The following is a 26,957-nucleotide window of genomic DNA, read 5'->3' on the forward strand; positions in this document are numbered from 1 at the left end:
TACGATTCCTTAAATACCTAATAACTGATTAATTTGAGTCTGATTCACAGGGGCTGCGGCAAAGTCATCAAACACTTTATCGGTGACATGAATAATATTTTGCTTAATGAACTCGGCACCTTCGCGTGCGCCATCGTCTTTATTTTTGAGGCAGCATTCCCACTCTAATGTGGCCCAGCCTTCGTAGTCGTAATGCGCTAACTTGGAAAAAATCGCTTTAAAGTCAACTTGACCATCACCCGTAGAACGGAATCGAGCTGCTCGATTTCCCCAGCTTTGATAGCCGCTATACATTCCTTGGCGACCTGTTGGATTAAATTCGGCATCTTTAACATGAAACATGCGAATGAAATCTTTATAGATATCGATATATTCCACATAGTTCAGTTGCTGCAAAACAAAATGGCTTGGGTCAAAAAGAATATGGCAACGAGGGTGGTTATGAGTTCGCTCTAAAAACATTTCAAATGTAATGCCGTCATGCAAATCTTCACCGGGGTGAATTTCGTAGCAAAGGTTGACGTCTTGTTCATCACAAGCATTCAAAATAGGAAGCCAACGACGTGCTAATTCATCAAACGCCGTCTCGATGAGTCCTGATGGTCTTTGAGGAAATGGAAATACATAAGGCCATGCCAAAGAGCCTGAAAATGTCCCCATGTCTTTAAGACCTAAACGGGCAGATGCTTGAATTGAAGCGAGCATTTGTTGTTTTGCCCACTCGGTTCTAGCTGCTGAATTGCCATGCAAATGAGATGGGGCAAAGTTATCGCACATTGAGTCATAAGCAGGGTGCACAGCCATTAACTGCCCAAAAATATGAGTCGTTAACTCACTAATTTTTAAGCCATGATTGTTTAAAGTACCTAATATTTCATCGCAATAATCTTGGCTTTCTGCTGCCAAATTGACATCAAATAAACGCTTATCCCAAGCAGGAAGTTGTACGGCTTCAAAGCCTTGGTTTGCTACCCAAGCAGCAATATCTTCTAGACGGTTAAAAGGGAAAACATCATCGCTAAATTGAGCAAGATGAATACTAGGGCCTTTGATGGTTTTCATAATAAAATCTAATTGGTTGTCGATCGACAAACAATAGGCTGAATTTTGGATAAAAACAACTTTTTATTTGAAAATCAAAACAAAACGGGACTATTTTGAATAAATCTCTTTGATTTATTTGTGAAAATATTTTTTTCGAATAATAATGAAAAGACGTACTAAGTTTGATGAAGGGTCATTATGGCTGGCAGACCAAGAGAGTTTGATCGAGAAGAAGCCCTCGTAAAAGCGAGAGATTTCTTCTGGCTTCATGGCTATGAAGGCACATCAATGTCAGATTTAGTTGAAGTTTTGGGGATTGCCTCAGCTCGAATTTATAAAGCATTTGGCTCGAAAGAGGCTTTGTTTAGAGAAGCCGTAAATCACTATGAAAAAAATGAAGGTAATTTTGCGTTAAATGCTTTAAAGCAAAAAAATATTAAAGATGCCATCAGCCAATTATTTCAAGATGCGCTAGCGCTTTACACGCAAGCCAACCATTCGTATGGGTGCATGGTTGTGTCCGCAGCGAGCGTGCTAGGCGAAGAAAACCAAGCTGTTTTAGACTGGATGAAAGCACAGCGTATTGCTCGGGGTCAGAGTCTAGTTGATCGATTTGTTCAGGCAAAATCAGACGGTCAATTAGTGGCAGAGGCTGACCCTGAAACCTTAGGGCAATATTACGCGCTCGTTCTGCATGGATTATCTGTTCAAGCAAGAGATGGATATTCGCAAGAAGAGCTTTCTCGGGTCATTAATTTTGCATTAAAGAATCTAGATCAATATGTTGTGAGTGTTTAGTGAATTGAGGTTTATTTAACTTATATTGTATTGGCAGAACTCCAAATATAAGAGCTCTACCTTATATTGAGTTTTTAATTAATCAAATTGAGTAACTTCTGGTACTGACTCTAAATAATCAAAGAATTGCTGTATTTGTTCTTCTGTTACCCGTGCTGTAGAAATAGGCGGCAACTCATCTCTACCAAAGAATCCAACTTCGGGTGTTTCAATACTTGGTGTTAGTTCACCATCAATAATTTCGCACCAGAAGAAAGCCTTATACACATGTAAAAACATAGGAGGGTGGGAGTGCTTGGTTCTATCTGTTAAAGCCAATAATTTAATGGCTTTAACTCGTAAACCCGTCTCTTCCAGAACTTCTTTTTCAGCATTTTCCGATGCTGAGTAACCCACGTCCGCCCATCCACCCGGAACAGACCATCGTCCATCTCCAATTTCTTTTGCTAATAATAATTTATTTTCTTTAAAAACAACTGCTCTGACATCTAGTTTTGGAGTGGCATAACCTACATCTTGGAGCACGTTATCAATAAATTTTTCTGTTTTGATTTCTTTTAATTCTAATAAATACTCAATATGTCCTAAGAGTTGTTCATAACGTTCTTTGTCATAAACATCTTTTGAATAATGTAAACCTGTTTGAGCAATACCAGTAATTTTATTTAAAGTTTCTAACCACTTAACTGAGTCATTCATTGCAACGGATGCCTTCAAGCTTATATCTTTTAGCTATGGTAAGGCATACTCAGACTAAGGACTATAAAACAGTTGTTAACTGAAATTTCAAGCGAAGTCTGAAGAGGTTTTTTATGAACATAATTTTATTCATATTTTTCATACCAAACTTTCGTTCAAACAGTTATGGATTAGAAGAAAGTTAGAATTTTAGTTTATTAAAAAATTGACATAGTGTGATTGTGGTTGAGTACAGCAATGTCAAAAAAAAAAGAAAAAATGAAATTACTATTCCTCTAGGAGTTGCTTTACAGGTACAGCCCTTTTGAAATCAAAAATGGCTGATCATTGTTGTTGAGGAAGGAATATATGCGCTTTTCATTGCCAGCTAGAATTACAAATAATATTGATCGTTCGGGTTTAGTAAATAGTAAATCTTTTAATCCAGATACTTCGGTTAGTACACCGCAAGGAAAATACACCTGTGTTCACTATGGAATTATGATTCCAAATTTACCTGAACCTTTTAATTTCCTAAATATTATTGTGGTCGTGGGTCAACCTCAAATTAAGCTATTTCGAAATCAACATTTAATCAAGACAAGTGATATAGATACGGCTAACGTTTTAGTTGGTACAGCTACTGGAACCTCTGATCACTTTAATGGCTATAGTGTAGAAAAAGATTGCACATTAGTGACCAATGGTAGCTACTTAAAGTTTGGCAATGATGTAACTATTGAAGGAACATACCCCGAGTTTCATGCTCACCGTGAAGGACACAACTTTAATTTTGATTTAAAGCTTCGAGCAACAGATAAAATTGCGCACTTCGCTAATCTTGTAGGGGAAGCATATGATCATTGGGCTTTGCTATGTGAGTACCAAGGATATGTAGAGCAAGCGGGAGTAAAAACAGAAATTAAGGGTTTATGTACTTACGAATATGCCCGTGCCATTAATATTAATCTTCCACTTAACTTTTTTACGTATCAAATTTTGAATATTGATGAAAAGACCCAAGTTTTATTTGTGGATACGTTCGGTCCATTAGGTTTAACGTTGCAAAGTAGAGTCTATGTGCGCTCGCTAGATGACCATGGGGGTATTTATTCTCGTGGTTTTAAATCTACTGTTCACGAATATGAACCTGAAAGAGTTACGACTCCAGATGGAACTAGCATGCGCTTACCACATAAATTTAGTTGGCAAGTGGATGATGATCATGGAAATCTTCTCATTAAAATTGATGGTATTACTAACCGTGACTTTAAGTATGGTATGGCGGGAGGCTATGCGGGAAGTTACCAATATAATGGGCTATTTAAAGGGAAACCAATACAAGGTAGAGCCTATATTGAATACATAGACCCGAAATAATCTTAAAATTTAATCAAGCACTTGTCTTCAATACGCTCTGCTTTTTACATCGGGTCAGGGCGTTTTTCAAAATAACATTTACATGTATAAGAGCTATAAACTTACGGTTCATACTGAAAAAAACTTTATTGTTAACTTAGTTAGGTGGTATTTTACTCAGCTATTGCTTTGGTTTCGATTGAGTTTGTAATTGTGAGCATGTCTATAAAAGAATCAAAAATTCGTAGTGATGCGGGCATCTTTCCTTGGCTAACTTATTTAACAATGAAAGACATGGGATTAGATACGGATACTATCTTCTCAAGTGTTAATTTTTTAGAGCATGCACTGAATATCCCAGATAAAAACGTAAGATATGACAATCGTATTCAAGAGAAATTTTGGGCTGCTGCTGAAAAGGTCAGTGGTAATAAAGATATTGGGTTAGTCGTAGGCGGGCGAATGCCTGTACTACGTGGCGATTTATTTGAATATGTATTTTTAAGTAGTTCTACTTTCGGCCAAGGTTTAAATACAGCAATAAAATATTATCATCTATTTACCAGTGCATTTGATGTTTTAAAGCTTGAGGTAAAAGGAGAGGATGCTTACTTGATTGGTTTAGAGCATTCTATTCGGCACTATTTAGAATGCGCGATCTCAATTTTATTAGCATATTTAAAACATGTTTCTAATGAAAAATTTAAGCCCTTAGAAGTGTGGCTGACTTATCGTGAAGGTGCGGATGCAGAGCGATATCAAGAGATCTGGGGATGTCCTGTATATTTCAATATGCCTGAAGGGTGTATCAAATTTAATGCCGATACTTTAAATGACTCTTCTGTGGCAGCTAATAAAACATTAAATAAAATCCATGAGACTATTATTGAAGAATCTTTAACTCAGATAGAAAAGCATGAACTGGTTTTTAAAATCGAAAATACTCTTCAAGATCAACTAAAATCAGGAAATTTTAAAATAGATGATATTGCCAAAGCACTCAATATCACTTCAAAAGCCTTAAGAACTGACTTAAAAGAAATTGGTACGAGCTATGAAAAAGTATTAAATGAATACCGTCAAAAGCTTGCACGTGATTTGTTAGAAAACACACAGTTAAAAAGTGATGAGGTAGTTTACTTACTAGGCTTTTCTGAGCCTTCAGCTTTTTCTAGAGCATTCAAATATTGGACTGGTGAAACTCCTTCACAATATCGGAAACGTAAAAGTAAAAAGATTATTACTCTTTAAATGTATTTGACTTAATCATGAGCGGTAAACCAAGTTCAGATAATAAACCTGTCCGTGAGTTTGGAACACTTTTTCTCTCTAAATCAATAAGCTCAATAAATTCTTTATTAAATTGTTTTCTAGGGTATTTTTCTAAAATTTCATTTCTAAAAGATAGGGGAAGTTTATATAGACCATCACTAATCACATCACAGGATGCGCCTTGCTGTAATAGAGTAATTTCTGCTGGATCAGAATGATCTATATAGCCATTCATATGTAAGCAGATGGCATCTCTAATAACTTCACTTTTCTTTTCATCAAAGCTATGTTCTTTAGCCTTTAGCTCAAATTGTTTGGCACTCTCATCGGTAAAACAATTACAACCTTTACTATGAATATGTTGCTCAGTTAAGCCAATATCATGAAAAAGTGAGGCTATTAAAAGTGATTCATGGTCAAATTGCTGTTTTTGTATATTGCCTAAGGCAGCTCCCCAGAAGTAGGTCCGCCATGAATGATTGTAGATAGATATACTTGCTTTAGCCTCTAGTTCATCAAGCGCGACTTTAACCATTTGAGTATCTGGTATTACGATCTGATCGATATCAAAATCATGGGAAGTTTTAAACCGAAAGTAATTTACTTTTATAGCGGCCTTAATACTCGGTAGCATAATTTTTTGAATTAACTTAATTTTCTCTTTGAAGCTGAGCTGACCACTTGTAGCTTGCATCCAGTGATACGAACCAATTTTTATAGTTTTCATTAGTAGATCTCATTTTAGAGTAATTACTCTAAAATATTATCATAGATGATTTTTTGCAAGTTGGATCTTTTAAAATACCGATAGAACTTTGATTGATAAGCTTTTTATAAAACCCAATTTAACAACAACTTATTAATTATTTATCCTTACTTTTTAATAATTTATAGACCTAAATTGATCAAAAGTTATGGGGAAAATCGCGTTGAAAATATAAGCTATAAAGGTGATAAGTTAGTTGAAATTAATTTTAAAGTATTGATTTTTATTTTTTATTTTAAAGGTGGGAGGTGTGTGTAAGATAAAATGTCCCTTATTAACATTCAACTTGAAATCATCTAGTTCTAATATGGAACTCAATCTTTTAAGCAGATAAAAATAAAGGATCTTAAATAATGCTAATCTCAAGCCATAGATTACCAAAGAGTCTTAAGGACAAAGCCAATCAAAAAGTTGCTAAGCTTTCAGGGGCATTGTTAGGAGCTGTTACACCAGAGCGGCAATCGACATTGCCAAAAGATTTTGAACTTACTCCTCATACTCTGTACAAACGCTTTGGTAGTACACATTATGGAATCATGATACCCGACTTACCTGAACCATTTAGATACTTATCATGGGCTTCAGTTTTAGGTTATGTAGGATTTACGATTACAGATACTAATTATCAAATGTCTAAAGATGGCAAAGGTGATACAGCTTCTTTGGTACATGGAACTGCTTTATCGACAACGTCGGAAGCTTATAGAACTTTTTCAATTAAAAATGATATCAAGTTTAACCAAACTCCTTTTGCTATTAATTTTGACAATCAAACTGTCATGCACGAGGACGGTGATGGATTTATATTAATTACGAAAAGGGAAGACTTAGAGCTAAAACTTTATTTAAAACCTACAAAAGCTATTTCATGGTTTGCCTATAGTGACTTTTATAAGCACTTTAGTGTGCTAATGCATTATGAAGGCCACATCAAGCAAAAGGGGGATAGTGAGAGGATTGAGGGGCTATGTACTCTTGAATCATGGAAAGCTATAGCTACCTCAATGCTAAAAAACAAATGGCTAGTTGAGAATATACAACTTCCAGTAAAAGTTTTTAGTTATCAAGTCATTAATATTGATCATGAACAGCAGCTATTGTTGGCTTTTATTTGCTATGAAGACCAACCAATTTTGACTTCTGTTTACTATCGTCATATAGATGGAACGTCAATTCAATACAACGGAGATATACTTTTTGAAGTAACCAGTCTTCAAGAAGAACCACAGATTACTCCTGATAATTTTTCAATGAATTTACCAAATACTTTTCGCTGGATTGCTCATCACAATAATCAAAAAGTGTTAGATATTTCAGCACATGTAGACACGCCATATTGTTTTGGATTAGCTGCTGGTTTTGTTTCTTCATATGCATGGCAAGGTAAATTTTATGATCAGCCATTCGTAGGTAGAGGCTACCTAGAATATATAGACCGCAGATAGAAGCTCACTTGAAAAGTTACACTTTTATCTTACTCAGAAACCGACTTTATTAAGGATGAAAGAGAACGCTTGCTTAAATATTTTTTTGCTGGAGTTTGGGTGAGGAAAATTGGTCAAAGCGTATTCATGTGGGGCGATCATCTAATAGTATAAATAGAGATTTTTTAATATTTATATTTGCTTTATTAGATAGATCATTATTAATATTTGGGCTGTTAATATAGATCTATGAATTATGGAATACTCTACACAAGATGCATTAGATTGGTTAAATCAAGGTATTGAAGGCATTAGAAATTCATCTAAAGAAGATAAAGTTAGTGATTATGCTTTGGGTTATGATATTGGCTTTCTTTATGGCACATTACGCACGTTATTAGTGACAGGTCATATCACACGTGACGAATATAATAAACTACATGCAGAATTAACCGAAACTCGTCAGGCTAGACTAGATGGATCTGAATGATAAGTAAAAAAAGGAGTAATGATGAAATCAATAATGATTAAAGTCATTGATATAAAAAGTAAAGATATTCGCGATCTACTTGAGCCTATCAAACAGAATTGATTATAGGAAATCTCTCATGTGAGGGATTTTTTAATTTGCACGACTATCACAATCAATAATTATATGAAAGCGTAAGTGAAACTCAATTATTTATCCTTACTTTTTAATGATCTATTTTAATACGATTGTCATTTCGTGTGCTTGACTGAAAGAGGGTTGAATACTATTCTTTGCCTGCTGGCCTACATTGCCAGTCGGTTTTAGCAGACCGTTTTTTCGACCACATCAGGATTATTTCTTCTGAGGAATAGTTTTGTGTGCACATCTCGTTCCCTCCCGTAGCGGTAGGACGGGAGAGGGACACCCTCGGGTGTGCTGGAGTCGAAACCAGTCTGCTAACCCTCTTCCGTTCTGCCACCATAATTTATAATGTTTTGGCAGAACTCCAAATAAAAAGGAGTTGGCTTTGCACATTCATTATTTCTTAGCAGCCTTTGCCAAAAGCTATAACGACACAACTTAAAATTTTAAAGCAGTTTGATTGCCAATAGGTTTTTCAAGCTTTACATGACTTCGTCTAAAAACTTAATCAACAATAAAACTTGAGATGTGCCAAGCACAGTCTTTAAGGCTTTGCTATGCCTTTTTTATCTCATTTATATACAACAAGAATTTATTTTATAACGGTAAAACTATGCCACATTCAGATCTTCCATTTCGTGCTTTAAGCGTACTGCACACTTCTCGATATCTTTTTAATAAATACGGCTTTCATAACGTCGGAGTAGACCGAATTATCGAGTCGGCAAAAATCCCAAAAGCTACTTTTTATAACTACTTTCATTCAAAAGAACGTCTCATTGAAATGAGCCTAACCTTTCAAAAAGATGGCCTGAAACAAGAGGTAATTTCAATTATCTATATTCAAAAAGAATTAACTCTAGTTGAAAAACTGCGCAAGATTTACTTTTTACATGCCGACTTAGAAGGGCTTTATCATTTGCCGTTTAAAGCCATTTTTGAAATTGCGAAAACACATCCAAAGGCATATCAGACAGTAGTTGAATATCGGAACTGGCTCATTAATGAAATCTATAATCTGCTTTTAACCACCAATGCAAATGCTTCAAAACAAGATGCACACATGTTTTTGTTTGTGATTGATGGTGCGATGGTTCAGCTTTTAGATCCCCACAAACCAGATGAAAGAGAGCGGTTGCTTGAGTATTTTTTGCTGGGGTTTGGGTGAGGGGGATAATGAACTTCTCAATAATCTTGAGTAAAATAGTTTATTCAATTTTAAATAAGATACATAAACGTACTCTATAGTGAGTGCTTTTATGTATTTAAATATAGTTTAGATTTCAAGTGGGCAGATCTAACATCAATATAGTTCTATACCGTTTTCCAAGGAAATTAGATGTTTCGAAGTGAGTTAAATTTTTAAGAATAATTTTAGATTTTTTTGTATTTTTATTGATTTTTGATAAAGGTATGTATAAGTTACAAAAACTGTTCTATTAGAAATTTATTTTGTATTTTATTTTGCATATCTTTTTCAAAAATTTTAAGGTGATGAAGATCTTTCTTGATTAATAAATAATGAAATTTTTTTATATCTTTTTTTGAGAAAAAATCTTTAAAATCTATGAACTTAGTATGCTTGAATTTTGTCATTGAAATATAATTTGCTCCAGATCCATCAATTTTAAAATTATAAGAAGCACCAAACAATATAGATATTCTTAAGTTTAATAGACGAATTAAATTGTCTTTAACCTTTTGGGATTTTGAAGGTAAAACAATTATACAATCACTAATAGTTACGGAATCTTTTGAAAGAAAAATTGAAAAAGAATCAGCACAATTTCGGCCAACCCTTTTGCAGAGTAAATCGTGTTTTTTAATCTTTTTCCCATTATTATTTTGTATATTTATATTTTTTATACAGATAAATGATGAAAAGTTAGTAGTATGTAATTGACTATATTTTTTTTCTATATTTCCTCTAAATATTAACTCTTTAGATAGATCAAATGTTTTAAAGTTCTGAAGTAATTTTTCGTAAATTGAAATGTTTATTAAATTCTTTGGATTTAATGTTGAATAATTATTTTTTGCTACACAAGTAGATTCAATTATACCCATATTGGTTTTAAACTTATAACTTTTAGATGGTCTCGTATTTTTTAAAGTAATAATGTAAAAATGGCTTTCAATTTTAGTAAATGTTCTTTTTGGTAAAATATCTATAGATAGAATAGTATAATTGTTGATTAAATTTTCTCTAATTTTATTAGATTTTGTACCATTAATAATTGAACTAGGTAATATAAATATACCATAACCATTATTTTTAATTAGTTTTAAACATTTTTTTAGAAATTTTTCCTCGATACTTTGGCCTTGTACTGATTTATTGTTAAATGGAGGGTTGCATAAAATTAGATCAAACTTATGTGTAAAATCTATTTCTAAAAAATCACCACTATACTTAATAAAATTACTATTTTGAAAATTGTTAAGTTTGTTCGTATCAATATCAACAATAGTAATACTGTTAAAATTATTTTTTAAAGATGTGAGAAGTGCTCCATCTCCTACACATGGATCTAGAACTTTATCAAAATGCTTGCCCTTAGTTTTAGAAGCAATGTATTGATCAACAATATCTAAGGGGGTGGGATGGAAAAAATGCATAAGACTATATGAAAGACTCAATTAAGTGGACTTTATTAGTTCCTTTGCTACGGCCCGTTGTTTTATTGGGATAATCATACAATATAAATGTGTGATCAGTATCATCACAAACAGCTTTAATTGCAGCTAAGCCCATTAGCTTAGTACCTAAAGGAACTAAAAATATATTATCGTATTGTGTGTCTTTTTTTAGATTTTTTATCAACCTATGCGTACCAATAATATTATTCGCCCCACAGAAATGAATTAAATCTTGTGTAGATTGATTTTTTTCGAGGAGAATTTCAGCCTGAGTAGTAAAAGGTATTCTTTCCCAACTATATATGAAACTAGGTACTCCAAATATAAATTCATATTTTTGCAAATTGAAATCTAACTTTTCAAAAGCATTTGTAAGCCTATCTCCTTCATAGCCTAGAAGAAAAATAAAATAATTTATCTCATCTTGTTCAATAGGTTTAGCAATATCTGGAATAGCTGCTTCTTCAAAGCCTAAAGTACTATCTGATAATAAAGGATCATAATCATTTTCTGCAAAAGTACGTTGAATTTCATAGTCCTCTGGTTCAACATAGAGAATATCAACGTTTAAAATTGCTAAATCTTTTAATGTCTTACATATAAAAGTTAAGACAGCAATATCAAATGATGTAGCATCAATAACAATAGACTTATTTTGATATGCTATTAAATAATCACCTATATCATGAGTAAAAATTATTGTTGGATCCCCATTTAATTCTATCTGAAAGCTAAATTCATCTGGATTATAATTCAAAATCAGTAGCTCATTGGATTTATTATTTAATATATCTTTAGCAAATATGGCTCTTTCTTCATCAGAATGGCCAATAATGCAAAGATCCCAACTTTTTTTAAGTTGTTTATTTACTTTTGAAGGTTCATAGTAAGAAGGCTTCATTTAAATAAATCCTCTTGTACCAGAACTGAGGTAGTATCAGACGTAAACTTCAATTTGAATTCATTTAAAAAATTATCAAAATCTTCTTTTGAGCTATTTAATAGTCTATTTACTTGTTCCACTGTTAGGGAAACTTTCCTAATTTTTCTATAACTTATAAAGAAATGTGGAGCAAAAATAGGACTAAGCACGTAGTCATCGTTTGATAAAAAATTATTATTATTTTTTTCTTTTGTAGATTTTGTTTGATATAAAACACCCCACTTAACAGCTTCATCAAGGTGTTTTTTTAGTTTGTCATCCATATTAATAGGATCAGAAATATTAAAATGTGTAATTTCAGGTTCACTTTGGGATCGTCGATCATGAAATAAAGCAAATAGCTCACCTAGGCGTGCACAAAGATTTTTGAAGAAATTACCATCTGGCTTGATGCTTGAAAGTTCCCTAAAAAACAGTTCACTGGTTTCCAAAGCAGCATTATGTTGAATAACTTTGTCTATAGTAAAACTTTCATTATTTTTAGTTGAATTATATGAAGCATTAGAAAAAGTTGAACGACATAATTCTAAAAAGTATCTAATATTTCCATTTGCAATTTTAGTAAATGAATCTAATCCTGCATAGAATGTAGATTTATTTTTCTGAATTTTTGCTAGTTTGATATAACTACCTATAAAATTATTTTTCATCCATTCTTTCGAACCTTCAAAGTCATTTGGTAAATCATTTTTTAAGGCTAAGAATTGCTCAAAAATAGTTTCTGGAGAGATTTTCCTAAATAGAAGTGATGAACATACAATACTATATTTTTTATAATCTTCGTGGATGAAATCGTTAGATGTCAATTTAGTATTATGAGACTTCAGAGCAATATCAATTTCAGTTTTGAGTTGTTTCCTAAATAGAGGAATTTCAAAAATCTCATTAGCTAAATCCTCATGTGAGCTATTTGGAAGAATTTGACGTCCAATTCCCAAAATTTTATTCTGATAAGCACTATTTTTTCTTAAATGAATAGTGGGTTCACTATGTAAATCAATTCCTTCGAAAGCATTACTAAATTCTTTGTAAACTTTAGAAACTCTAGATATTAATAATTCAGTAGCGAAAATATCGAAGTTATCTAACATTTCTTTATCTAAATTTATAGTCGTGAAATCATGTTGTAGATCAATTTTTTCATTACTACCATCTACATCAACAATTTGGGCTCCATTCACTTTAATAGCAATATTGTAACAAATTGGAGGTTCAGAATGTTTCATTCTACTATTTATGATTTTTTGTTGATATGGTAGTAAATTTTCATATTCGTCTATATATACATGATAATGTGACTGAATATTAATATTTTCGTTTATATCATTTATTAGATCCAAAATTGCGGTATTAGGAAGAGCTATTAATTCATTTAATAATCTTGGATTTGTAACTGCTTTTTCACAAATTTTTTTTTCATTTTTTAATGCTTTGAAAACTTGTGTAATATTACCTGCTAATTTTTCATTGTAAATGGAAAGAGTTTCGATATTTAAGTTATTTATTTTTTCTTTAATTAATGTATTAATATTAGAGTTTTTTATATTTATTAAAGCAGCAATTATTTCACCTAATATCACTAAGTTTAAATAATGATTAAATATGTTGATCCATTCTAATTCATCTACACCTCTTTTTTGAAGCATTCTGAAGAATTGTGTGTCAGCTTTAAAATAGATACCAATATTATCTAATGAAGAAGTTGGAATATCACTTCTATTTATAGAAAATTGAGAATAATGGGAAAGATATCTTAATATCATAGTTTTTCCACTACCTCGACTTCCTTCTAGTTTTATTGGTAATGATTTATGAAAATCGGACATTTGAATATTGAAAGGAACAACAAACTCATTCCAAACATCCAAACCTATATGCTCACTTCTAATATTTGATAAAACTTTTTCAATTTCCATAATGGCGTTTATCTCGTAAAAGGTGCGGAATAAGAAGGATTAGTACACCACAAGATTGGCAATGTACCATTTGGTGTACCATGAGAGAAGACATGGGTTAGCTCTAAGTCATTGTACCCAAAAATCTCTTTTCTAATCCCTTTCCTATCCATGAAGTCAATATATGTTGATTTTAAATTATCACTATACTCATTTACAGATAGATCAATAAAGGGCTGCAATTTTTTGTATCGGATAGCGAAACCACTAAAGAACTTATTTGACTCTTTTATTGTTTCTGTAACATGAACTTTTACTTGATTGGCAGTATTTTCTTCAATGAATGTTATACCATCTTGAGTTCCAGAAAAAGCAATGTAAAGATATTGAACTTTCTTAGGGTCGCCTAAAGCTTTAATTTTGTTAAAGTAGTTAAAAAAATCTGTAAATTGATCACCTGTTCCTACGAAGTCATCAAAAAAGACTACTAATCTAAGTTCTTCATCATGTAATCGGCTTTCATCCCATGGCCAACACATGAACTTACTATTAATTTTATGTTTATGAATAATTCTGGCTAAAAGTGGTCCACTTTTAGTTGGCGGATCATTAATCTTTATAACGGGTACTAGAGCTATTCTATTTCGCAAATTTTGAGGATATTTATCTGATAATAAATCAAAGAGTGTTTCATATTTATCAGTTTGATCAATCAAATTTTTCCAATCAATAGCAGATGAAAGATTAACGTCTATCATCTGATGTATTAATCCCGAAATCTGATTTTGTGACCTATAAACCAAAGAATCCAACAAAAAAGCTAATAAAGCTTCTTCTTTAGGCGTCTTGAATTCATCACACCACCTACTAAATCTATTTTGATTAATACCACTCCAAAAACCAGCTTGCACCAATTTCTGTACTTTTGTTCTTGTCTTAAGATAAAAGGATTGTTCAAAAACCATGGTCAGAAGTGTACGTATAAATTTAAGTATAGTAACTGATTATAAACAAATTGTTGCATAAATATGACATTTTTTTGATATGTAACTTTTTTGGCTATATATTTGATTTTAATAAATTTAATTTGTTAGTGAGCTGGTTTGACTTTAATGAGTTAAGTATAACTATTTACACAACTAAAATTAGGGTCTGCATTGTCATGAATTATTTTATAACGTTCACATCTTTTTATTATAGAACGATAAATATTTATTTGGGAGAAGTCTAGATCTTAAAAACATCTATTTTTTCATGTTTAATTATAAGAAATATAGCTAATAGTAGAACTAAACTTTTACGTATAAAAAATCAAATTGAGTTTATGTTCCTTGTTAAATTCTTTTGTTTAGATAATGGAGTGATAATAAAAAAATAATTGTAATTTCAAGTTTGAAATTAACTTACAGCTTTAGATGGGTTCATTAATGAAATTTATAATTTGCTTTTAACCACCAATGCAAATGCTTCAAAACCCGATGCACATATCTTTTTGTTTGTGATTGATAGTGCGATGGTTCAGCTTTTAGACCCTAACAAACCAGATGAAAGAGAACGGTTGCTTGTGTATTTTTTGTTGGGGGGGGGGGGTGATGAGTTTGTCACGAAATTTTAACTTGATATTTAACAAAGCTAATTTTAGAATCCGCCCAACTAATTTTTAGGAGCTTCAATGTGAGTACTTGCTCGAGTGACAATAGTCGATCAGTAATAGTCTAAGTATCCACTGAAGTCCTTACAGACCTCTTTTTGTGGATGCAAGAAGAGGTTTTTTATTTTCATCTTTTCATTTCTATTATTAGCCCATGATTTAATCATGACGGGTTGCAGTACTCGCATATGCTCCATAACTTATGGGAGTGATGCCAGTGGTATTTACTTTAAAGAAACGCTCACTTATTTCAGGTTTCTGTTTATTGGCTTTATCTAACGCTAGCCATAGTGGACGACCTATGGTTGTTGACGATGCAGCTCTTGTTTCACCAAAAACATGCCAACTAGAAACATGGATGCAGCATAATCCTGATAACAAAGAATATTGGGCAATGCCTGCCTGTAATTTTGGTGGTAATTTTGAATTTGCTGTAGGGCTGGGAAGAGTAAACGATGATACTGAGCACGTCAGCTATGCAACCTTACAAGGGAAAACCTTATTAAAGCCTTTAGAAACCAATGATTGGGGAGTTGGTTTTTCTTTTGGCACTCAAATGAATACTAAAGATTCTTCTAAGAAAGATTGGACGGTCAATGTTCCATTAAGTATTTCTACTTTCGATGATAAATTTTTAATCCATGCCAACCTTGGTTGGTTACGTGAAAATACCACGCATAAAAACCAGACCACGTGGGGAATTGGAACCGAAACACAACTTACTCATCCTTTAACGCTCACTGCCGAAGTATATGGTAATGACCGAAATGATGCTTTTTACCAGACAGGTTTTAGATACATGGTCTATAAGGACTTTGTTCAGTTAGATGCAAGTTATGGCAATCAAATTTCTCATCAGGATAATGCTTTTTTCTCTGTCGGATTTGTATTCCTAACAAATGCATTTTTACCTTGATGATTTAGAAATCTCTTAATAAAGTACTTTTAAAAAAGTGCTCTTTTGAAGATAAAAGGGCACAGTTAAAAAATAAGCACATATTTCATCCAAGGAAATTTTTTATTTATTTTTGATTTAATCTAAAACACAAAGTAAAGTTCTCTCGCAAGTTATTAAATAAAATGAATGGTTTGTTATGAATATTATAAAAGGTACTAATTTTTGGAGGCTACTTTCTATTATATTAATTTTTATTATTTTTCTAGGGTTGTACTATTTTTTCATTGTATATCCTAAAGATACAGAGCAAGCCAGACTAAGATTTTCAGAAGAAGTCATGTCTTCCTTTTTTTGGATGGACTTATCTGATGAGGTGGAAATAAAAAGTATTATTTTAAAGCAGGGCTTAGAATTGAACCCAATTAATGATGAGATATACATTAATGATTTAAATGGATTAAGTTCATTTTATGCTTGGAATGGTGAAAATAAAGAAATGAAATATGTCTTAAATAAATATGCAGAGTATTCATATTTTGGTAATAAGGGCATTCGTGGACTATGTTTAAAGCTTATGTTTGTACAGCAATATAATCAAAAAATTCAGCAGAGAAATTATTCTTCATCAAGACTATTGGCGTCAAAAAATATCAATCAACGTTATCTAGAAATTATATCTCCATGGTTAGATGACATGAAGGCTTTTGATGAGTTTTATAAAGCTAAACACATGATTCCAAATTGTAAGATATAGATATGGCTTCTAAAAAATTTCTGTCTACGATTGCAATGAAAAGTAAAGAAAACAGAGGAAATATAGCCTTATGTTCTATTCTTTTTATTATTCCTTTATTTGTATTTCCTGCCTATCCTAAAAACGAATGGCAGTACGAGCTATATCAATACATCACACAAATTATGCATGTGACTGTTGGTACGAAAGGCCCATTACCGTTTTTTACGATTCTTTATAGTCTTTACATAACAATAGTCATGTTCTTTGTTGGTTGTGTTATATGCTATTTTTTTATTAAAAAATATGGGGTTAATAAAGCTTATCAAGAGGAAATTTATAAATTCTTTTTCAAAGCCGAATTTGAATCTTCAAAAAAGTACCCTTGGTTAGAGAAACCCTTAATCAAAAAGACATTAGTCTCAAGTACATTTGCCGGATGTTTTGTCATGGGAATTATTCACTTTATTGAGGATGATATTACTCAGCAAAGGCCCAGACGTAGAGGTGGGCTCATATCATTTAGTTATAATTACAGAGTGGGGGTGATGTTTTGGGAAATAGTAAGTACTGCCTTTAGTATTTTTCCGATTTTTTATTTTGGTCTTTTATTTCTATATATCATTAATTATTTTTTCCGCGGGTTAGGTACGGGTAAGGTGGCTATTCCAATAAAAGTGCCGGACAAAAAACAAAAGCGAAGTAGGAAGATATGATATTTCACTTTATCTATCAAAAAATCTGACAGATTCTAATTTTTGATATCAGATAAATACATTTATCCTAACTGAACTTGAGCACAACCTTTTGAAGTGTTCCTCTTTATGGTTAGATTTTTAGGTATTTAAAAAATGAATAAAATGCAGGTAACTTTAGCAGTAATTATTGGCTTAATTGTTGGTGGCGTAATCGGCGCTCTAGGTTACTCTAAAACTGCTGCACGTTATGACGCGATGACCACAGCATGTGCAATGGTAAACCAAGCTGTTGAACATGACATCTTGAAACCAGAACAAGTGAAAGAGCTTGGTGAGCTAACAGGACAAAGCCTTAAGAAAGATTATGAGTCTGTTGCATCTAAATTCAAATTCTCTGAAAAGCAATTAGGTAACGCATCTGAAGGCTCTAATTGTAGTCAGTTTATTGTTGGGGTGAATGCCGCAAAATAATGTGTAGGAAGCCCACAGTGTGTGGGCTTTTTTATTAGAGGCTATGAAAATAAGCGACAAGATCAACTGAACATTTAATCTACAGACTGCTATAATCACATTGAACCTTAAGATCGCCACAAAATAAGGTATAGCTCGTCTTAAAGACAGGCTTCTTGGGATTGTAAACAAGTCTGCTAGGAAATATGAAACGTTATCTAAAACAAATTAAATCAACCACTTCTCATTGGACAACAGAGCAAGACTGTTTCTTGATAGAAAATAATTCTCTCCCAATTCACGAACTCATAGAACATTTGCCTTTTTCTGAAGAAGAAATAAGAGTGCGTAGATCTGTTTTGGGTTTGATGCGACGTGATAAACAGATGAAAACATATTAATTTTACCAAATGGTAAAAAATAATATGAAAGTAAATGTTTCTAATTATCTCTATTCAACCATTCATTTTGTGGATGAGTTATCAAAACCATAATTTTTTTAGGTGTTTTTTTGGTGCATTTTACATAAGGCACTAACTACTCACAAACCACACTAACAAGATTACCTTTACTTACACTTCTTTGAGCATAATCAAAGTCATAAAAGATTCTTAGATCAGCACTTTATAACAATAGTACGGAGAGAGAGGTTAATGCCAAAGTATCTAGCTGTAGCCGAAAAGGTTTATAAAAATATTAAAAAAGATAGCTTATTCACTGATGACATTACTCAGAATCTTAACTGTTTAATTAGTCAGATTCGAAAAGCGATCAAGGGAACTGAGTTTAAGCTCAAGTTCAACTATATAGATTTTGAAGAGAACTTAACCAAACCTTTAAGTGAATGCAAAGTTCAAATTGACTTGAGTGTCATGCCAAAATTTGCAAATGAAGGAGAGTATCTTCTTTGGTTAGCTGGTTTTATTGAACGAATTACGGAAGGTGGAAAACCTAAATTGCCACCAATTTCGCAATTTCTTCCACCAGGTTTTAAGATGTCGAAAGATGCATTTCCTGTATCTGTAGCTCCTCAAAAAGAAGAGCATGCAGACATGATTATCAATTATTTTAAATCTGAAGATTTTAGTAAAACCAATAAAACTCCTTCATAAAAAGAATGTAGAAGTGACGGTCCACCACACTTCTATATACTGCTGGTTTAACTTCAGCGACCGCCTTCTGGGGCGGTTTTTTTTGTATTAATCTCATCCTAACTAACATTTAATATTGTCTAAATTTAGATTTTAGAAAATATTAAATGTATACAAATGTGCAAATATCTACTGAATTTTAATAAATAACAATATCTTAAGTGTATTTGTTAATAAAGAAAAATATACGTTTTTCACATAAGCAATGTGTCAAGTAACGCAATTAAACATTTAGCTGTTCATAATCTTTAAAAAAAGGGAAATATAAATAATATGAACGAAAATGCCGAGCTAATTAAATACATAGATGTTGCTGAAAATGTATATGAACGTATTTATGAAAATAACCAAGTTTCAAATAACTTGATTGTTAACCTCAATCGAATTATGGCGGAAATCAAAAAGCAGGCCGAAGAAAAAGATCTAAAATTAAAGTATAACTCTATCGACTTTGAATATTGTCTGAGTTTGCCTTTGGCAGATAGAGATATAAAAGTTGATCTAAGTTTGATTCCACATTTTGAACATCGGGATGAATGCATTTTATGGCTAACAAACTTTATTGGAAAAATTAGTGTGCAAAAAAAGATGATGAGGCAAAAACTAAATTATCATTAAAAGGAATTAGATTTTAAATGTATGAACAAACCGTCTTTAGACGGTTTTTTGTGGGTGAAATATATAATATGATTTACCACAGATTGACATTCCATAATTAGAAAATGACATAGAGCGCTTTAAAATGAAAAAGCTTGTAATGACTTTTGCTGTATTAATTCAACTATCGACCTATAGCGTAGCCAATGATTCTACGGGCTATGTCGGTACGGGGGGGATTCAATATCTCAAAAATTCGCAGATTGCGATGCAAAGCGAAGATCTATTTATTAGTAAAAAACTGATTAAGGTCGATTACCTCTATAAAAACCTAAGCAATAAAGAGGTCACTGAAACTATTTTATTTCCATTACCGCGCATTGATAATTTCTTTGAGTCTGATTTTGCCCATACAGAAGAACTTCTAAAAAGTTTTAAGATCGTGGTGGATGGGAAAAATATAAAACCGGAAATGCATGTCAGAACGTTTATTCAAAAAGATGAAAAATCACCTCTGATTGATGCAACAGATGAGTTTAAGCAATGCGGTTTTAGTGAAAAAGATATGCTCAACCCATGGCTGCGTAATAACTATAATTATGAATATTATGTAGATAAGCTAAAACAATGTAATAAACCACAAATACAGAAAATTTTAGCTAATTTTAAAAAAGATGATGTAATCCCGTGGTCATCTCAAGTGATCTATAGTTGGAAGCAAACCTTTAAAGCCAATAGTTTGACTAAAATTCATCATGAATATAAACCTTTGGTGGGTGGTTCTGTTGCCTTATATCCCGAGGAAGATAGCCGACAATTTTGTATGGATAATCAATTTAAGCAGGGCTTAAAAAAAGCCAGTGCAGAAAATTCACCGTTTAGTGCTTTGGGTTATATTTTGACGACGGGTGCAAATTGGGCAAAGCCGATTGAAAACTTTAAGTTAACCATTGAGCGTGATAAGGATGAGCTGGTTTCTTTTTGCTGGGATGGCCAAGTCAAAAAGATTAGCCCAACTCAATTTCAGATGACCAAAACCAAGTTTGTACCCAAAAAAGACCTAGATATTATTTTTGTGAGAGTTAGATAATTTCATACAAGCTTCGAATTCTCCCCAATTGCCTCACTATTGATTGTGTGTCATGAGCTAAACATGGCACACAATAAGAAAAAGATACTCAATGTTGCCGCCATGAGGGTTCTTAACGTAATGATTAATTAGACAGTTTCTTTTTAATCCAATAATCTAAACTAAAATAACGGCCGCCTCCAAGAACAAGCAGTGCGAGAAGCATGACTAAATACGTAGTGGCAAACTCAATTCCATTATTTAAAATTACAAACGAACCATTGGAAGTGAGCCAGTCATAATTGCCGTAGGTTTGTAATATTTGGCGAGCCTTCTCTAACTTTTCAGCTGAAGCCAACACCTGCATGTTTGCAAAGGGTGCATTTGGGTCAGCAATCGCTTGCCATCCATTCGGTAGATGTACCGTAAATATAGCAACTAACATCGTAATAATGAGGGGAATACTAATTAAGCGAGTAAAGAGGCCAAATGTTAATAGTATTGCGCCCGCGAGTTCAGTTGTTGTTGCAAGCAGGGTCATTAGATATGGAAAGGGAAGTCCTAAACCTCCATCTGAGTTGCCAAACCATTCTACAATATCATTGAAGTGCATTAATTTATTTGTGCCTGCCATCCAAAATATAGGCACTAGATACAATCGAAGAGCCAGAGCAGCGATGCCATCTGCATGTTGTAGAGTTTTACCCAGTTTTTGATAATATTGAGATAAACCATAAATAAAATTCTTCATGATAATTTCACATCCGATGCGATTGAATATTAATTAGTCGGATAAAAACTGTATTTCTTACATAAAAAAAATTTTATTTACGGTGTAATAAAAAAGGATTTGGTCCGTCTAACTATACGTACAAATGTACAAATCAAGAATTTATCTTTAAAGGAATACTAAAATGAACAAACTCAACTCAATGACTTCAGTGGCGGCATTATTAGCACTTTCAGTTGCAGGTGCTACACAAATGGCTGTAGCAGCAACCCATACGACAACAGAAGCACATGCAACCAAAGCAGCAGATGGAAAATGCGGTGAAGCAAAATGCGGTGCTAACAAAATGAAAAACCACGAAAAGTCTGCCGAAGCAAAATGTGGTGCAGATAAAAAAGCAGCAGATGGTAAATGTGGAGCAACCAAAAAAGCAGCGGACGGCAAGTGCGGTGCAGATAAAAAAGTCGCTGACGGTAAGTGCGGCGCTAAGTAAACAATCTGATCATGGATGATGTCGGCCTTCTGGTAAGTGTCGGCATCGTTTCCAAAAGGAGAAATCACCATGATGGATTTGTCAGGCGTAGGGCTTGGTTTAAGGCGTGATTTTATAGATTCGTTTTTAGATGCAAAAACATGTCCGGACTTTATCGAAGTTGCTCCTGAAAACTGGCTAGGTTTTGGTGGTCGACATGCGAAATTACTCGCACAGTGTGTTGAAAAAGCCCCATTAATTTGTCACGGCTTGTCATTGTCTATTGGCGGTCCTCATCCACTGAATCTTGAATTTATCAGCAAAATAAAAAGCTTTTTAGAACAATATGATGTCTCTATTTATTCTGAACATTTAAGTTATACAAATGATAGGGGCTACTTATATGATTTGTTGCCAATCCCCATGACCGAAGCGGCTGTTAAATATGTCGCTGAACGTATTTTACGTGTTCAAGATATTTTAGGAAGAAGATTAGTCATAGAGAATGTTTCTACTTATTTAATGCCCAATGCTGAAATGAGTGAAGCGGAATTTATCCGTGAAGTTCTTCAATATGCAGACTGTGATTTGCTTCTGGATGTAAATAATGTCTATGTCAACAGTATTAATCATGGCAGTGATGCGTTTGGATTTATTCGGGAGATGCCAAAAGAGAGAATCCGTTATTTACATATTGCTGGGCATGAACAAGTTCAGAAAAATTTATTAATTGATACGCATGGCGCAGAAATTTGTGATCGCGTATGGGAACTATTGAGATATACCTATCAAGTATGTGGTGTGAAAGCAACTTTACTTGAGCGCGACTTTAATATTCCATCATGGCGAGAGCTAGAAGAGGAACTAGCCAAAATTAAAATAATTCAACAACAGGAGAGTGGCTATGAAGGAAAATCAAATATCCTTCCAAACCATGCAACAACAGTTTTGTGACTGGATTAGAGATCCTGATTTGGAATTAGCTCAAGCTCTTCCTGCCGAGCGAATGCAAATTTATCGGGACTTGCTTTTTAATAATGTCAGCTCATTTATTGAGTTAGTTTATCCCGTGGCTCGTGCGATGTTGCCAGAATTAAAGTGGCAACAATTACTCTCAGAATTTTTTCAAAAAGCCCAGTGTCGCTCACCTTTGTATAATGATATTTCTCTGGAGTTTAGAGAGTATTTGACAGATCAGCAGCACCCAATATTGCAAGAATATCCTTGGTTGGCTGAGTTGTTGCAGTTTGAATGGCTTGAGTTGTATTTAGATACTGTTGAAATTGAAAAAGTAGTCTTGCATGAGAACTATGATTGGCAGTTAACCACGAAGGTATGGGTATTGGTTTATCAATATCCCGTTTATACGTGGACAACTTTAATGACTCCAGAACAGGTCGAGCCTATGCCCGGAGCGATTATGGTCTGGCGAGATCAACAAGACAATGTATGTATTGAACAGCTTTCACCTTTGTTTGCTATGGTAATTGAACAGTTGACTCAAAATGTAAAGCTAGCTGACCAAGATATTCATATACTCATTCAATCTGTACTTACTGATTTATCTGAACATGATATTTATCTGAAAATTCAAGAATTAAAAGCACTGTTAATTCGACTGCGATTAATTCACGTTCCCCATGATTTTAAAGAGGTGTAAGGATGACTTCAGCCGTAGCATCAGATCATGAAGAAATAGGGGATCAGCTGCATAATCCAGCCTTTTTACAAGACTTAAGACAGCAAATGATAAAATTTGCTTTTTTACAGCTTTCCTCGCTTCCTCAGGCTGAAGATGTGGTGCAAGAGGCATTAACAAGTGCTTTCCAACATTTAGATTCATTTAAAGGACGTGCTGCGTTTAAAACATGGGTGTTTGCCATTTTAAAAAATAAAATTATTGATGTGATTCGGCAAAAGTCACGTTTGGTCGCAATGAGTGAATTATTTAAGGATGAGGAAAGTGAACTGAGTATTGATGCACTGTTTGATGCTTCTGGACATTGGCATAAATATGAAGCACCTCAAGCATGGCAAAACCCTGAAGAAATGATGGAGCAGGCAGATTTCTGGATAATTTTTGAAGCTTGTTTAAATCATTTACCTGCCAAATATGCTCAAGTTTTTATGTTGAGAGAGGTGATTGAACTCAGTTCAAACGAAATTTGTAGCAAGTTGGAATTGTCTATCTCAAACTTTAATGTGTTGATGTATCGAAGTCGTACCCGACTAAGGGAATGTTTAGAAAATAAATGGTTATTGAAGGAGGATTGTTCATGCTGACATGTCGACAAGCCACTCAACTGTTGTCTGAAAAGCAAGATAGACCATTGTTATTACGTGAGCAAAGTGGTTTACAGCTGCATTTATTGGCCTGCCGGTCATGCCGCCGTTATTCAAAACAGATCAAAACAATTAGTCAGCTTTCTAAAGCATTTAAAAGTTTTGATGGCTAACTTTATTTAAAAATTTATTTATTGCTAGCCTAATCACGCTAAGAACTCCCATACTATAAAAGTAAAGGAGTTTTTTAAGACAGGATGAAACGTGAATTTAAAGAATCTCGAAGCATTTTATTGGGTTGTGACTTTAAATAGCTTCAATAAGGCTGCAACTAAATTGCAAACCACCCAGCCTGCGGTATCTCAAAAAATCACATCTCTTGAAAATGAATTAGGTTTTAAAGTTTTAGACCGAAGTTTGCGAAAATTTAAACTGACTCATAAAGGCATCACATTATTTAAATATGCTGAAAAGTTTATGCGGTTGGAAACCGACCTTGTCGCAGAGCTTACTGAAAACCAGCACTTGACGGGAACAATTCGTTTAGGTGTTTCTGAAACGATTGTTTATACGTGGTTGGTCGAATACATCGAAAAAGTTCAACAAGAGTTTCCAAAAGTTTCAGTCGAAATTGTGGTCGATCTAACACCTAATTTACAAGAAGGCGTTCGGACAGGGGACTTGGACATGGCCTTTTTGCTTGGGCCAACGTTGGCTTTTGAATGTATTGAACAGGCATTGTGTGACTTTGAGCTGAGCTTTTTGGCTTCACCGTCATTTAAAGGCTGTGTGGCTCAAATGTCTTTTAAAACTCTCATGTCTCATACCATTTTAACTTACCCAAAAATTACCTATCCCTATAAAGAATTGAAAGCCAGAATGAAAGAACTAGGTGTTGATGAACCACTTTCAATTACCAGTTATTCATTAGCAACTTTATTGCGTTTAGCCGAACAGGGCTTAGGCATTGCTGTAGTCCCGACCTTAACGGCGTTGAAAGAAATAACGGATGGTCGACTGGAAATATTAAATACACCGATTCAGTTAAAGACCTTTCATTTTACTTCGATCTATATTCACGGGAATGACGTTGCCTTGAAAGAGAAATTGACAGAGGTCGCCGTTAAAGTTTCGGAAAGTGCCATGAAAAGCCTCAATGAGAAAATCCAAAAATAAGCGCTGTTATTATTTTTCATAAAATATTTTTTCTTATTTTAAATAGGCTGCTTGCATGCACAGTCATAAAAGCAGCTTATGAAGTTTGATAAGTAAAGCTTATCCTGATTTTTTAATACATATTAAATGGTTTAAAATCAAACATTTAATTTTTTATTTTATGTAAAAAGTCTTATTGTCCGTAGGGATTAGCTATGTTTTTATTTTAGATACAAGATTTGATCACCGATTGTGTTGATTGGGGAACAGGGAATCTTTGTCATTTAAAAGGATTAAAGAATATTGTTTGTGAAAAATGATGTTCTTGGTTCAACCTGAAAATAGCGTTGTTAAGCTCAAATGGATGAGGAACGCATTAATATGTCTTTACTGAAATCTTCTTTTTTATCAGATCGCCAATGGGCCATTGTTGCCTCAATCTTTATGATGGCGACCTCTGCAATGGGGCCCGGATTTTTAACCCAAACTGCTGTATTTACAGTGAAGTTAGGCGCGGCATTTGGCTTTGCCATTTTAGTTTCCATTCTGATTGATTATGTGGTTCAACAAAACATTTGGCGAGTGGTCACACTCACTCAAATGCGTGCATCGGATATTGCTAATAAAGCAATTCCCGGCAGTGGTTACTTACTGGCTTTTCTGGTCATTCTAGGTGGTTTTTTCTTTAGTATCGGTAACATTGCAGGTGCTGCCTTAGGTCTAAATGCGCTTTTTGGCCTCGACACAAAGTGGGGCGGTATTTTAAGTGGTGCCTTAGCCATTTTGATTTTTGCCTCAAGAAAAGCAACGCTTGCTATGGATAAAAGCATGATCGTGTTGGGATTGCTTAAAATTCTGTTGATCATTATTGTTGCCGTGATTGTGATGCCTCCTGTGGGTCAAGCTGTACATCAAACCTTTGCTCCAGATCAGATTGACTTCGCCATTATTACCACCATTGTGGGCGGTACAGTCGGTGGTTATATTTGCTATGCAGGCGCACACCGTTTACTCGATAAAGGTGCGGTTGGCCCTGAAAATATTGATGAAGTCGCTAAAGCTGCAACCAAGGGCATTATTGTTGTCGGCATCATGCGTTATGTGTTGTTCTTGGCTTTTTTAGGTGTGGTGGTGAGTGGTGCAAATATTGATTTAGCCAGCCATGATGCCAACCCAGCAGCTCAAGCATTTCAATATGCAGCAGGTACATTTGGTTTTAAATTATTTGGTTTAATTTTCTGGGCAGCCGGCATTAGTAGCACCATTGGTGCAGCATATACTTCGGTGTCGTTCTTTAACGTGTTTAAAAAGAACTTAACACCAAAACAAAACAACTATACGACCATTACTTTTATCGCATTGGCTTTATTGCTCTATGTGTTATTGGGCGCAACTCCAGCAGGTCTACTCATTTTTGTGGGTGGTTTTAACGGTTTGGTGTTGCCAATTGGTCTTACAATTTTTGTGTATGTTGCTGCGTGCCGTAAAGATTTAATGGGCAATTATAACTATCCAAAATGGTTACTTATTTTGGGTGGATTAACATGTCTGTTGACGTGGTGGATGGGTTATATGTCATTTACGACAGTGTTTAACTATTTGACCAAGCTTTAAGCCAGACGATGTGAAGTAATAAAG

General features: G+C 33.8%; 29 protein-coding genes and 1 pseudogene. 22 read left to right on the forward strand and 8 right to left on the reverse strand.

Annotated elements, in window-relative coordinates:
- Positions 1 to 9: 9 nt before the first annotated feature.
- Positions 10 to 1,062, reverse strand: a complete 1,053-nt coding sequence (locus ACLBWE_RS12455) for a sugar phosphate isomerase/epimerase family protein (protein WP_092705378.1) — start codon at positions 1,060 to 1,062, stop codon at positions 10 to 12.
- Between the two features lie 180 nt (positions 1,063 to 1,242).
- Between ACLBWE_RS12455 and ACLBWE_RS12460 the strand changes: the two genes are divergently transcribed.
- On the forward strand, positions 1,243 to 1,842 hold the full coding sequence (locus ACLBWE_RS12460) for a TetR/AcrR family transcriptional regulator (RefSeq protein WP_447603204.1): 600 nt from the start codon (positions 1,243 to 1,245) through the stop codon (positions 1,840 to 1,842).
- Between the two features lie 78 nt (positions 1,843 to 1,920).
- On the opposite strand, the gene ACLBWE_RS12465 is transcribed toward ACLBWE_RS12460, so the two are convergent.
- Positions 1,921 to 2,541 (reverse strand): NUDIX hydrolase N-terminal domain-containing protein, encoded by a 621-nt coding sequence (locus tag ACLBWE_RS12465; protein ID WP_447603206.1) that lies wholly within the window; start codon positions 2,539 to 2,541, stop codon positions 1,921 to 1,923.
- Positions 2,542 to 2,889: 348 nt separating this feature from the next.
- Here ACLBWE_RS12465 and ACLBWE_RS12470 point away from each other — a divergent pair, with 348 nt between their 5' ends.
- On the forward strand, positions 2,890 to 3,900 hold the full coding sequence (locus ACLBWE_RS12470; protein WP_447603208.1) for a DUF6670 family protein: 1,011 nt from the start codon (positions 2,890 to 2,892) through the stop codon (positions 3,898 to 3,900).
- Positions 3,901 to 4,098: 198 nt separating this feature from the next.
- Positions 4,099 to 5,130, forward strand: a complete 1,032-nt coding sequence (locus ACLBWE_RS12475) for an AraC family transcriptional regulator (protein ID WP_447603210.1) — start codon at positions 4,099 to 4,101, stop codon at positions 5,128 to 5,130.
- On the opposite strand, the gene ACLBWE_RS12480 is transcribed toward ACLBWE_RS12475, so the two are convergent.
- Entirely contained in the window at positions 5,120 to 5,878 is a 759-nt protein-coding gene (locus ACLBWE_RS12480; RefSeq protein WP_447603212.1) for an HD domain-containing protein, read from the reverse strand. The two genes, ACLBWE_RS12475 and ACLBWE_RS12480, sit on opposite strands and share 11 nt — an antisense overlap.
- Before the next feature lie 392 nt (positions 5,879 to 6,270).
- Between ACLBWE_RS12480 and ACLBWE_RS12485 the strand changes: the two genes are divergently transcribed.
- The 3 genes from ACLBWE_RS12485 (at position 6,271) to ACLBWE_RS12495 (ending at position 9,122) form a co-directional block, all read left to right on the forward strand.
- Positions 6,271 to 7,362: a DUF6670 family protein gene (locus ACLBWE_RS12485; RefSeq protein WP_447603214.1), complete on the forward strand. Its 1,092-nt coding sequence runs from the start codon at positions 6,271 to 6,273 to the stop codon at positions 7,360 to 7,362.
- A 235-nt stretch (positions 7,363 to 7,597) separates the two neighbouring features.
- Positions 7,598 to 7,831 carry a hypothetical protein gene (locus tag ACLBWE_RS12490; RefSeq protein ID WP_003650968.1) on the forward strand — a complete coding sequence of 78 codons (234 nt, stop codon included), beginning with the start codon at positions 7,598 to 7,600 and terminating at the stop codon, positions 7,829 to 7,831.
- 736 nt (positions 7,832 to 8,567) lie between these two features.
- Positions 8,568 to 9,122: a TetR/AcrR family transcriptional regulator gene (locus tag ACLBWE_RS12495; protein WP_447603216.1), complete on the forward strand. Its 555-nt coding sequence runs from the start codon at positions 8,568 to 8,570 to the stop codon at positions 9,120 to 9,122.
- A gap of 254 nt (positions 9,123 to 9,376) precedes the next feature.
- On the opposite strand, the gene ACLBWE_RS12500 is transcribed toward ACLBWE_RS12495, so the two are convergent.
- From ACLBWE_RS12500 to ACLBWE_RS12515, 4 genes are read right to left on the reverse strand one after another with little or no spacing between them, the layout of a single operon-like run.
- Entirely contained in the window at positions 9,377 to 10,594 is a 1,218-nt protein-coding gene (locus ACLBWE_RS12500) for an Eco57I restriction-modification methylase domain-containing protein (protein WP_447603218.1), read from the reverse strand.
- Complete coding sequence (locus tag ACLBWE_RS12505; protein ID WP_447603220.1) at positions 10,578 to 11,495, reverse strand: hypothetical protein; 918 nt, start codon at positions 11,493 to 11,495, stop codon at positions 10,578 to 10,580. The genes ACLBWE_RS12500 and ACLBWE_RS12505 overlap by 17 nt, the downstream gene beginning before the upstream one ends.
- Entirely contained in the window at positions 11,492 to 13,453 is a 1,962-nt protein-coding gene (locus ACLBWE_RS12510) for an ORC-CDC6 family AAA ATPase (RefSeq protein ID WP_447603222.1), read from the reverse strand. The genes ACLBWE_RS12505 and ACLBWE_RS12510 overlap by 4 nt, the downstream gene beginning before the upstream one ends.
- A gap of 8 nt (positions 13,454 to 13,461) precedes the next feature.
- The gene (locus tag ACLBWE_RS12515) at positions 13,462 to 14,397 is read right to left on the reverse strand and encodes a phosphoribosyltransferase-like protein (protein WP_447603224.1); all 936 of its coding nucleotides are present in this window, start codon (positions 14,395 to 14,397) and stop codon (positions 13,462 to 13,464) included.
- A gap of 455 nt (positions 14,398 to 14,852) precedes the next feature.
- On the opposite strand from ACLBWE_RS12515, the pseudogene ACLBWE_RS12520 reads away from it, so the two are divergent.
- The 9 genes and pseudogenes from ACLBWE_RS12520 to ACLBWE_RS12560 form a co-directional block, all read left to right on the forward strand.
- A pseudogene (locus ACLBWE_RS12520) lies at positions 14,853 to 15,047 on the forward strand (hypothetical protein); the annotation flags it as partial.
- Positions 15,048 to 15,294: 247 nt separating this feature from the next.
- A complete protein-coding gene (locus ACLBWE_RS12525; RefSeq protein WP_447603226.1) occupies positions 15,295 to 15,999 on the forward strand; it encodes a hypothetical protein in 705 nt (234 codons plus the stop codon).
- Positions 16,000 to 16,177: 178 nt separating this feature from the next.
- Positions 16,178 to 16,735, forward strand: coding sequence for a hypothetical protein (locus tag ACLBWE_RS12530; protein ID WP_447603228.1), 558 nt, complete (start codon positions 16,178 to 16,180; stop codon positions 16,733 to 16,735).
- A gap of 2 nt (positions 16,736 to 16,737) precedes the next feature.
- Positions 16,738 to 17,430, forward strand: coding sequence for a hypothetical protein (locus ACLBWE_RS12535; protein WP_447603230.1), 693 nt, complete (start codon positions 16,738 to 16,740; stop codon positions 17,428 to 17,430).
- A 135-nt stretch (positions 17,431 to 17,565) separates the two neighbouring features.
- Positions 17,566 to 17,883, forward strand: a complete 318-nt coding sequence (locus tag ACLBWE_RS12540) for a hypothetical protein (protein ID WP_447603232.1) — start codon at positions 17,566 to 17,568, stop codon at positions 17,881 to 17,883.
- A gap of 185 nt (positions 17,884 to 18,068) precedes the next feature.
- Positions 18,069 to 18,263, forward strand: a complete 195-nt coding sequence (locus tag ACLBWE_RS12545; protein WP_447603234.1) for a hypothetical protein — start codon at positions 18,069 to 18,071, stop codon at positions 18,261 to 18,263.
- A gap of 252 nt (positions 18,264 to 18,515) precedes the next feature.
- Positions 18,516 to 18,974 carry a hypothetical protein gene (locus ACLBWE_RS12550; RefSeq protein ID WP_003650983.1) on the forward strand — a complete coding sequence of 153 codons (459 nt, stop codon included), beginning with the start codon at positions 18,516 to 18,518 and terminating at the stop codon, positions 18,972 to 18,974.
- Between the two features lie 312 nt (positions 18,975 to 19,286).
- The gene (locus ACLBWE_RS12555) at positions 19,287 to 19,631 is read left to right on the forward strand and encodes a hypothetical protein (RefSeq protein WP_005047854.1); all 345 of its coding nucleotides are present in this window, start codon (positions 19,287 to 19,289) and stop codon (positions 19,629 to 19,631) included.
- Between the two features lie 124 nt (positions 19,632 to 19,755).
- Complete coding sequence (locus tag ACLBWE_RS12560; RefSeq protein WP_447603237.1) at positions 19,756 to 20,700, forward strand: DUF4424 family protein; 945 nt, start codon at positions 19,756 to 19,758, stop codon at positions 20,698 to 20,700.
- Positions 20,701 to 20,824: 124 nt separating this feature from the next.
- Here the strand turns inward: ACLBWE_RS12560 and ACLBWE_RS12565 are convergent, their stop codons facing one another.
- Complete coding sequence (locus ACLBWE_RS12565) at positions 20,825 to 21,430, reverse strand: HvfX family Cu-binding RiPP maturation protein (protein WP_017389948.1); 606 nt, start codon at positions 21,428 to 21,430, stop codon at positions 20,825 to 20,827.
- A gap of 163 nt (positions 21,431 to 21,593) precedes the next feature.
- On the opposite strand from ACLBWE_RS12565, the gene ACLBWE_RS12570 reads away from it, so the two are divergent.
- From ACLBWE_RS12570 to ACLBWE_RS12600, 7 genes are all read left to right on the forward strand, one after another.
- Positions 21,594 to 21,902 (forward strand): HvfA family oxazolone/thioamide-modified RiPP metallophore, encoded by a 309-nt coding sequence (locus ACLBWE_RS12570; RefSeq protein WP_045125255.1) that lies wholly within the window; start codon positions 21,594 to 21,596, stop codon positions 21,900 to 21,902.
- Positions 21,903 to 21,971: 69 nt separating this feature from the next.
- Positions 21,972 to 22,835, forward strand: coding sequence for an HvfB family MNIO-type RiPP peptide maturase (locus tag ACLBWE_RS12575; protein WP_447603240.1), 864 nt, complete (start codon positions 21,972 to 21,974; stop codon positions 22,833 to 22,835).
- Positions 22,786 to 23,541: an HvfC family RiPP maturation protein gene (locus ACLBWE_RS12580; RefSeq protein WP_447603242.1), complete on the forward strand. Its 756-nt coding sequence runs from the start codon at positions 22,786 to 22,788 to the stop codon at positions 23,539 to 23,541. The genes ACLBWE_RS12575 and ACLBWE_RS12580 overlap by 50 nt, the downstream gene beginning before the upstream one ends.
- 2 nt (positions 23,542 to 23,543) lie before the next feature.
- On the forward strand, positions 23,544 to 24,164 hold the full coding sequence (locus ACLBWE_RS12585; RefSeq protein WP_004642280.1) for an RNA polymerase factor sigma-70: 621 nt from the start codon (positions 23,544 to 23,546) through the stop codon (positions 24,162 to 24,164).
- On the forward strand, positions 24,158 to 24,337 hold the full coding sequence (locus tag ACLBWE_RS12590; RefSeq protein ID WP_002163210.1) for a zf-HC2 domain-containing protein: 180 nt from the start codon (positions 24,158 to 24,160) through the stop codon (positions 24,335 to 24,337). The genes ACLBWE_RS12585 and ACLBWE_RS12590 overlap by 7 nt, the downstream gene beginning before the upstream one ends.
- Before the next feature lie 91 nt (positions 24,338 to 24,428).
- Positions 24,429 to 25,340, forward strand: a complete 912-nt coding sequence (mumR, locus tag ACLBWE_RS12595) for a LysR family transcriptional regulator MumR (RefSeq protein WP_447603245.1) — start codon at positions 24,429 to 24,431, stop codon at positions 25,338 to 25,340.
- 339 nt (positions 25,341 to 25,679) lie between these two features.
- Positions 25,680 to 26,933: an NRAMP family divalent metal transporter gene (locus ACLBWE_RS12600; RefSeq protein ID WP_003650999.1), complete on the forward strand. Its 1,254-nt coding sequence runs from the start codon at positions 25,680 to 25,682 to the stop codon at positions 26,931 to 26,933.
- Positions 26,934 to 26,957 lie beyond the last annotated feature (24 nt).

The organism is Acinetobacter sp. M5A5_2a, from assembly GCF_053345265.1.

Bases quoted from the DNA above. Each gene is read 5' to 3' on its own strand.
- ACLBWE_RS12515 (WP_447603224.1), bottom strand. From the start codon at position 14,397: ATGGTTTTTGAACAATCCTTTTATCTTAAGACAAGAACAAAAGTACAG.
- ACLBWE_RS12490 (WP_003650968.1), top strand. From the start codon at position 7,598: ATGGAATACTCTACACAAGATGCATTAGATTGGTTAAATCAAGGTATT.
- ACLBWE_RS12570 (WP_045125255.1), top strand. From the start codon at position 21,594: ATGAACAAACTCAACTCAATGACTTCAGTGGCGGCATTATTAGCACTT.
- ACLBWE_RS12460 (WP_447603204.1), top strand. From the start codon at position 1,243: ATGGCTGGCAGACCAAGAGAGTTTGATCGAGAAGAAGCCCTCGTAAAA.
- ACLBWE_RS12540 (WP_447603232.1), top strand. From the start codon at position 17,566: ATGAATAAAATGCAGGTAACTTTAGCAGTAATTATTGGCTTAATTGTT.
- ACLBWE_RS12565 (WP_017389948.1), bottom strand. From the start codon at position 21,430: ATGAAGAATTTTATTTATGGTTTATCTCAATATTATCAAAAACTGGGT.
- ACLBWE_RS12510 (WP_447603222.1), bottom strand. From the start codon at position 13,453: ATGGAAATTGAAAAAGTTTTATCAAATATTAGAAGTGAGCATATAGGT.
- ACLBWE_RS12525 (WP_447603226.1), top strand. From the start codon at position 15,295: ATGCCAGTGGTATTTACTTTAAAGAAACGCTCACTTATTTCAGGTTTC.
- ACLBWE_RS12465 (WP_447603206.1), bottom strand. From the start codon at position 2,541: ATGAATGACTCAGTTAAGTGGTTAGAAACTTTAAATAAAATTACTGGT.
- ACLBWE_RS12485 (WP_447603214.1), top strand. From the start codon at position 6,271: ATGCTAATCTCAAGCCATAGATTACCAAAGAGTCTTAAGGACAAAGCC.
- ACLBWE_RS12505 (WP_447603220.1), bottom strand. From the start codon at position 11,495: ATGAAGCCTTCTTACTATGAACCTTCAAAAGTAAATAAACAACTTAAA.
- ACLBWE_RS12550 (WP_003650983.1), top strand. From the start codon at position 18,516: ATGCCAAAGTATCTAGCTGTAGCCGAAAAGGTTTATAAAAATATTAAA.
- ACLBWE_RS12470 (WP_447603208.1), top strand. From the start codon at position 2,890: ATGCGCTTTTCATTGCCAGCTAGAATTACAAATAATATTGATCGTTCG.
- ACLBWE_RS12580 (WP_447603242.1), top strand. From the start codon at position 22,786: ATGAAGGAAAATCAAATATCCTTCCAAACCATGCAACAACAGTTTTGT.
- ACLBWE_RS12600 (WP_003650999.1), top strand. From the start codon at position 25,680: ATGGATGAGGAACGCATTAATATGTCTTTACTGAAATCTTCTTTTTTA.
- ACLBWE_RS12560 (WP_447603237.1), top strand. From the start codon at position 19,756: ATGAAAAAGCTTGTAATGACTTTTGCTGTATTAATTCAACTATCGACC.
- ACLBWE_RS12495 (WP_447603216.1), top strand. From the start codon at position 8,568: ATGCCACATTCAGATCTTCCATTTCGTGCTTTAAGCGTACTGCACACT.
- ACLBWE_RS12530 (WP_447603228.1), top strand. From the start codon at position 16,178: ATGAATATTATAAAAGGTACTAATTTTTGGAGGCTACTTTCTATTATA.
- ACLBWE_RS12575 (WP_447603240.1), top strand. From the start codon at position 21,972: ATGATGGATTTGTCAGGCGTAGGGCTTGGTTTAAGGCGTGATTTTATA.
- ACLBWE_RS12535 (WP_447603230.1), top strand. From the start codon at position 16,738: ATGGCTTCTAAAAAATTTCTGTCTACGATTGCAATGAAAAGTAAAGAA.
- ACLBWE_RS12455 (WP_092705378.1), bottom strand. From the start codon at position 1,062: ATGAAAACCATCAAAGGCCCTAGTATTCATCTTGCTCAATTTAGCGAT.
- ACLBWE_RS12585 (WP_004642280.1), top strand. From the start codon at position 23,544: ATGACTTCAGCCGTAGCATCAGATCATGAAGAAATAGGGGATCAGCTG.
- ACLBWE_RS12555 (WP_005047854.1), top strand. From the start codon at position 19,287: ATGAACGAAAATGCCGAGCTAATTAAATACATAGATGTTGCTGAAAAT.
- ACLBWE_RS12480 (WP_447603212.1), bottom strand. From the start codon at position 5,878: ATGAAAACTATAAAAATTGGTTCGTATCACTGGATGCAAGCTACAAGT.
- ACLBWE_RS12590 (WP_002163210.1), top strand. From the start codon at position 24,158: ATGCTGACATGTCGACAAGCCACTCAACTGTTGTCTGAAAAGCAAGAT.
- ACLBWE_RS12475 (WP_447603210.1), top strand. From the start codon at position 4,099: ATGTCTATAAAAGAATCAAAAATTCGTAGTGATGCGGGCATCTTTCCT.
- ACLBWE_RS12545 (WP_447603234.1), top strand. From the start codon at position 18,069: ATGAAACGTTATCTAAAACAAATTAAATCAACCACTTCTCATTGGACA.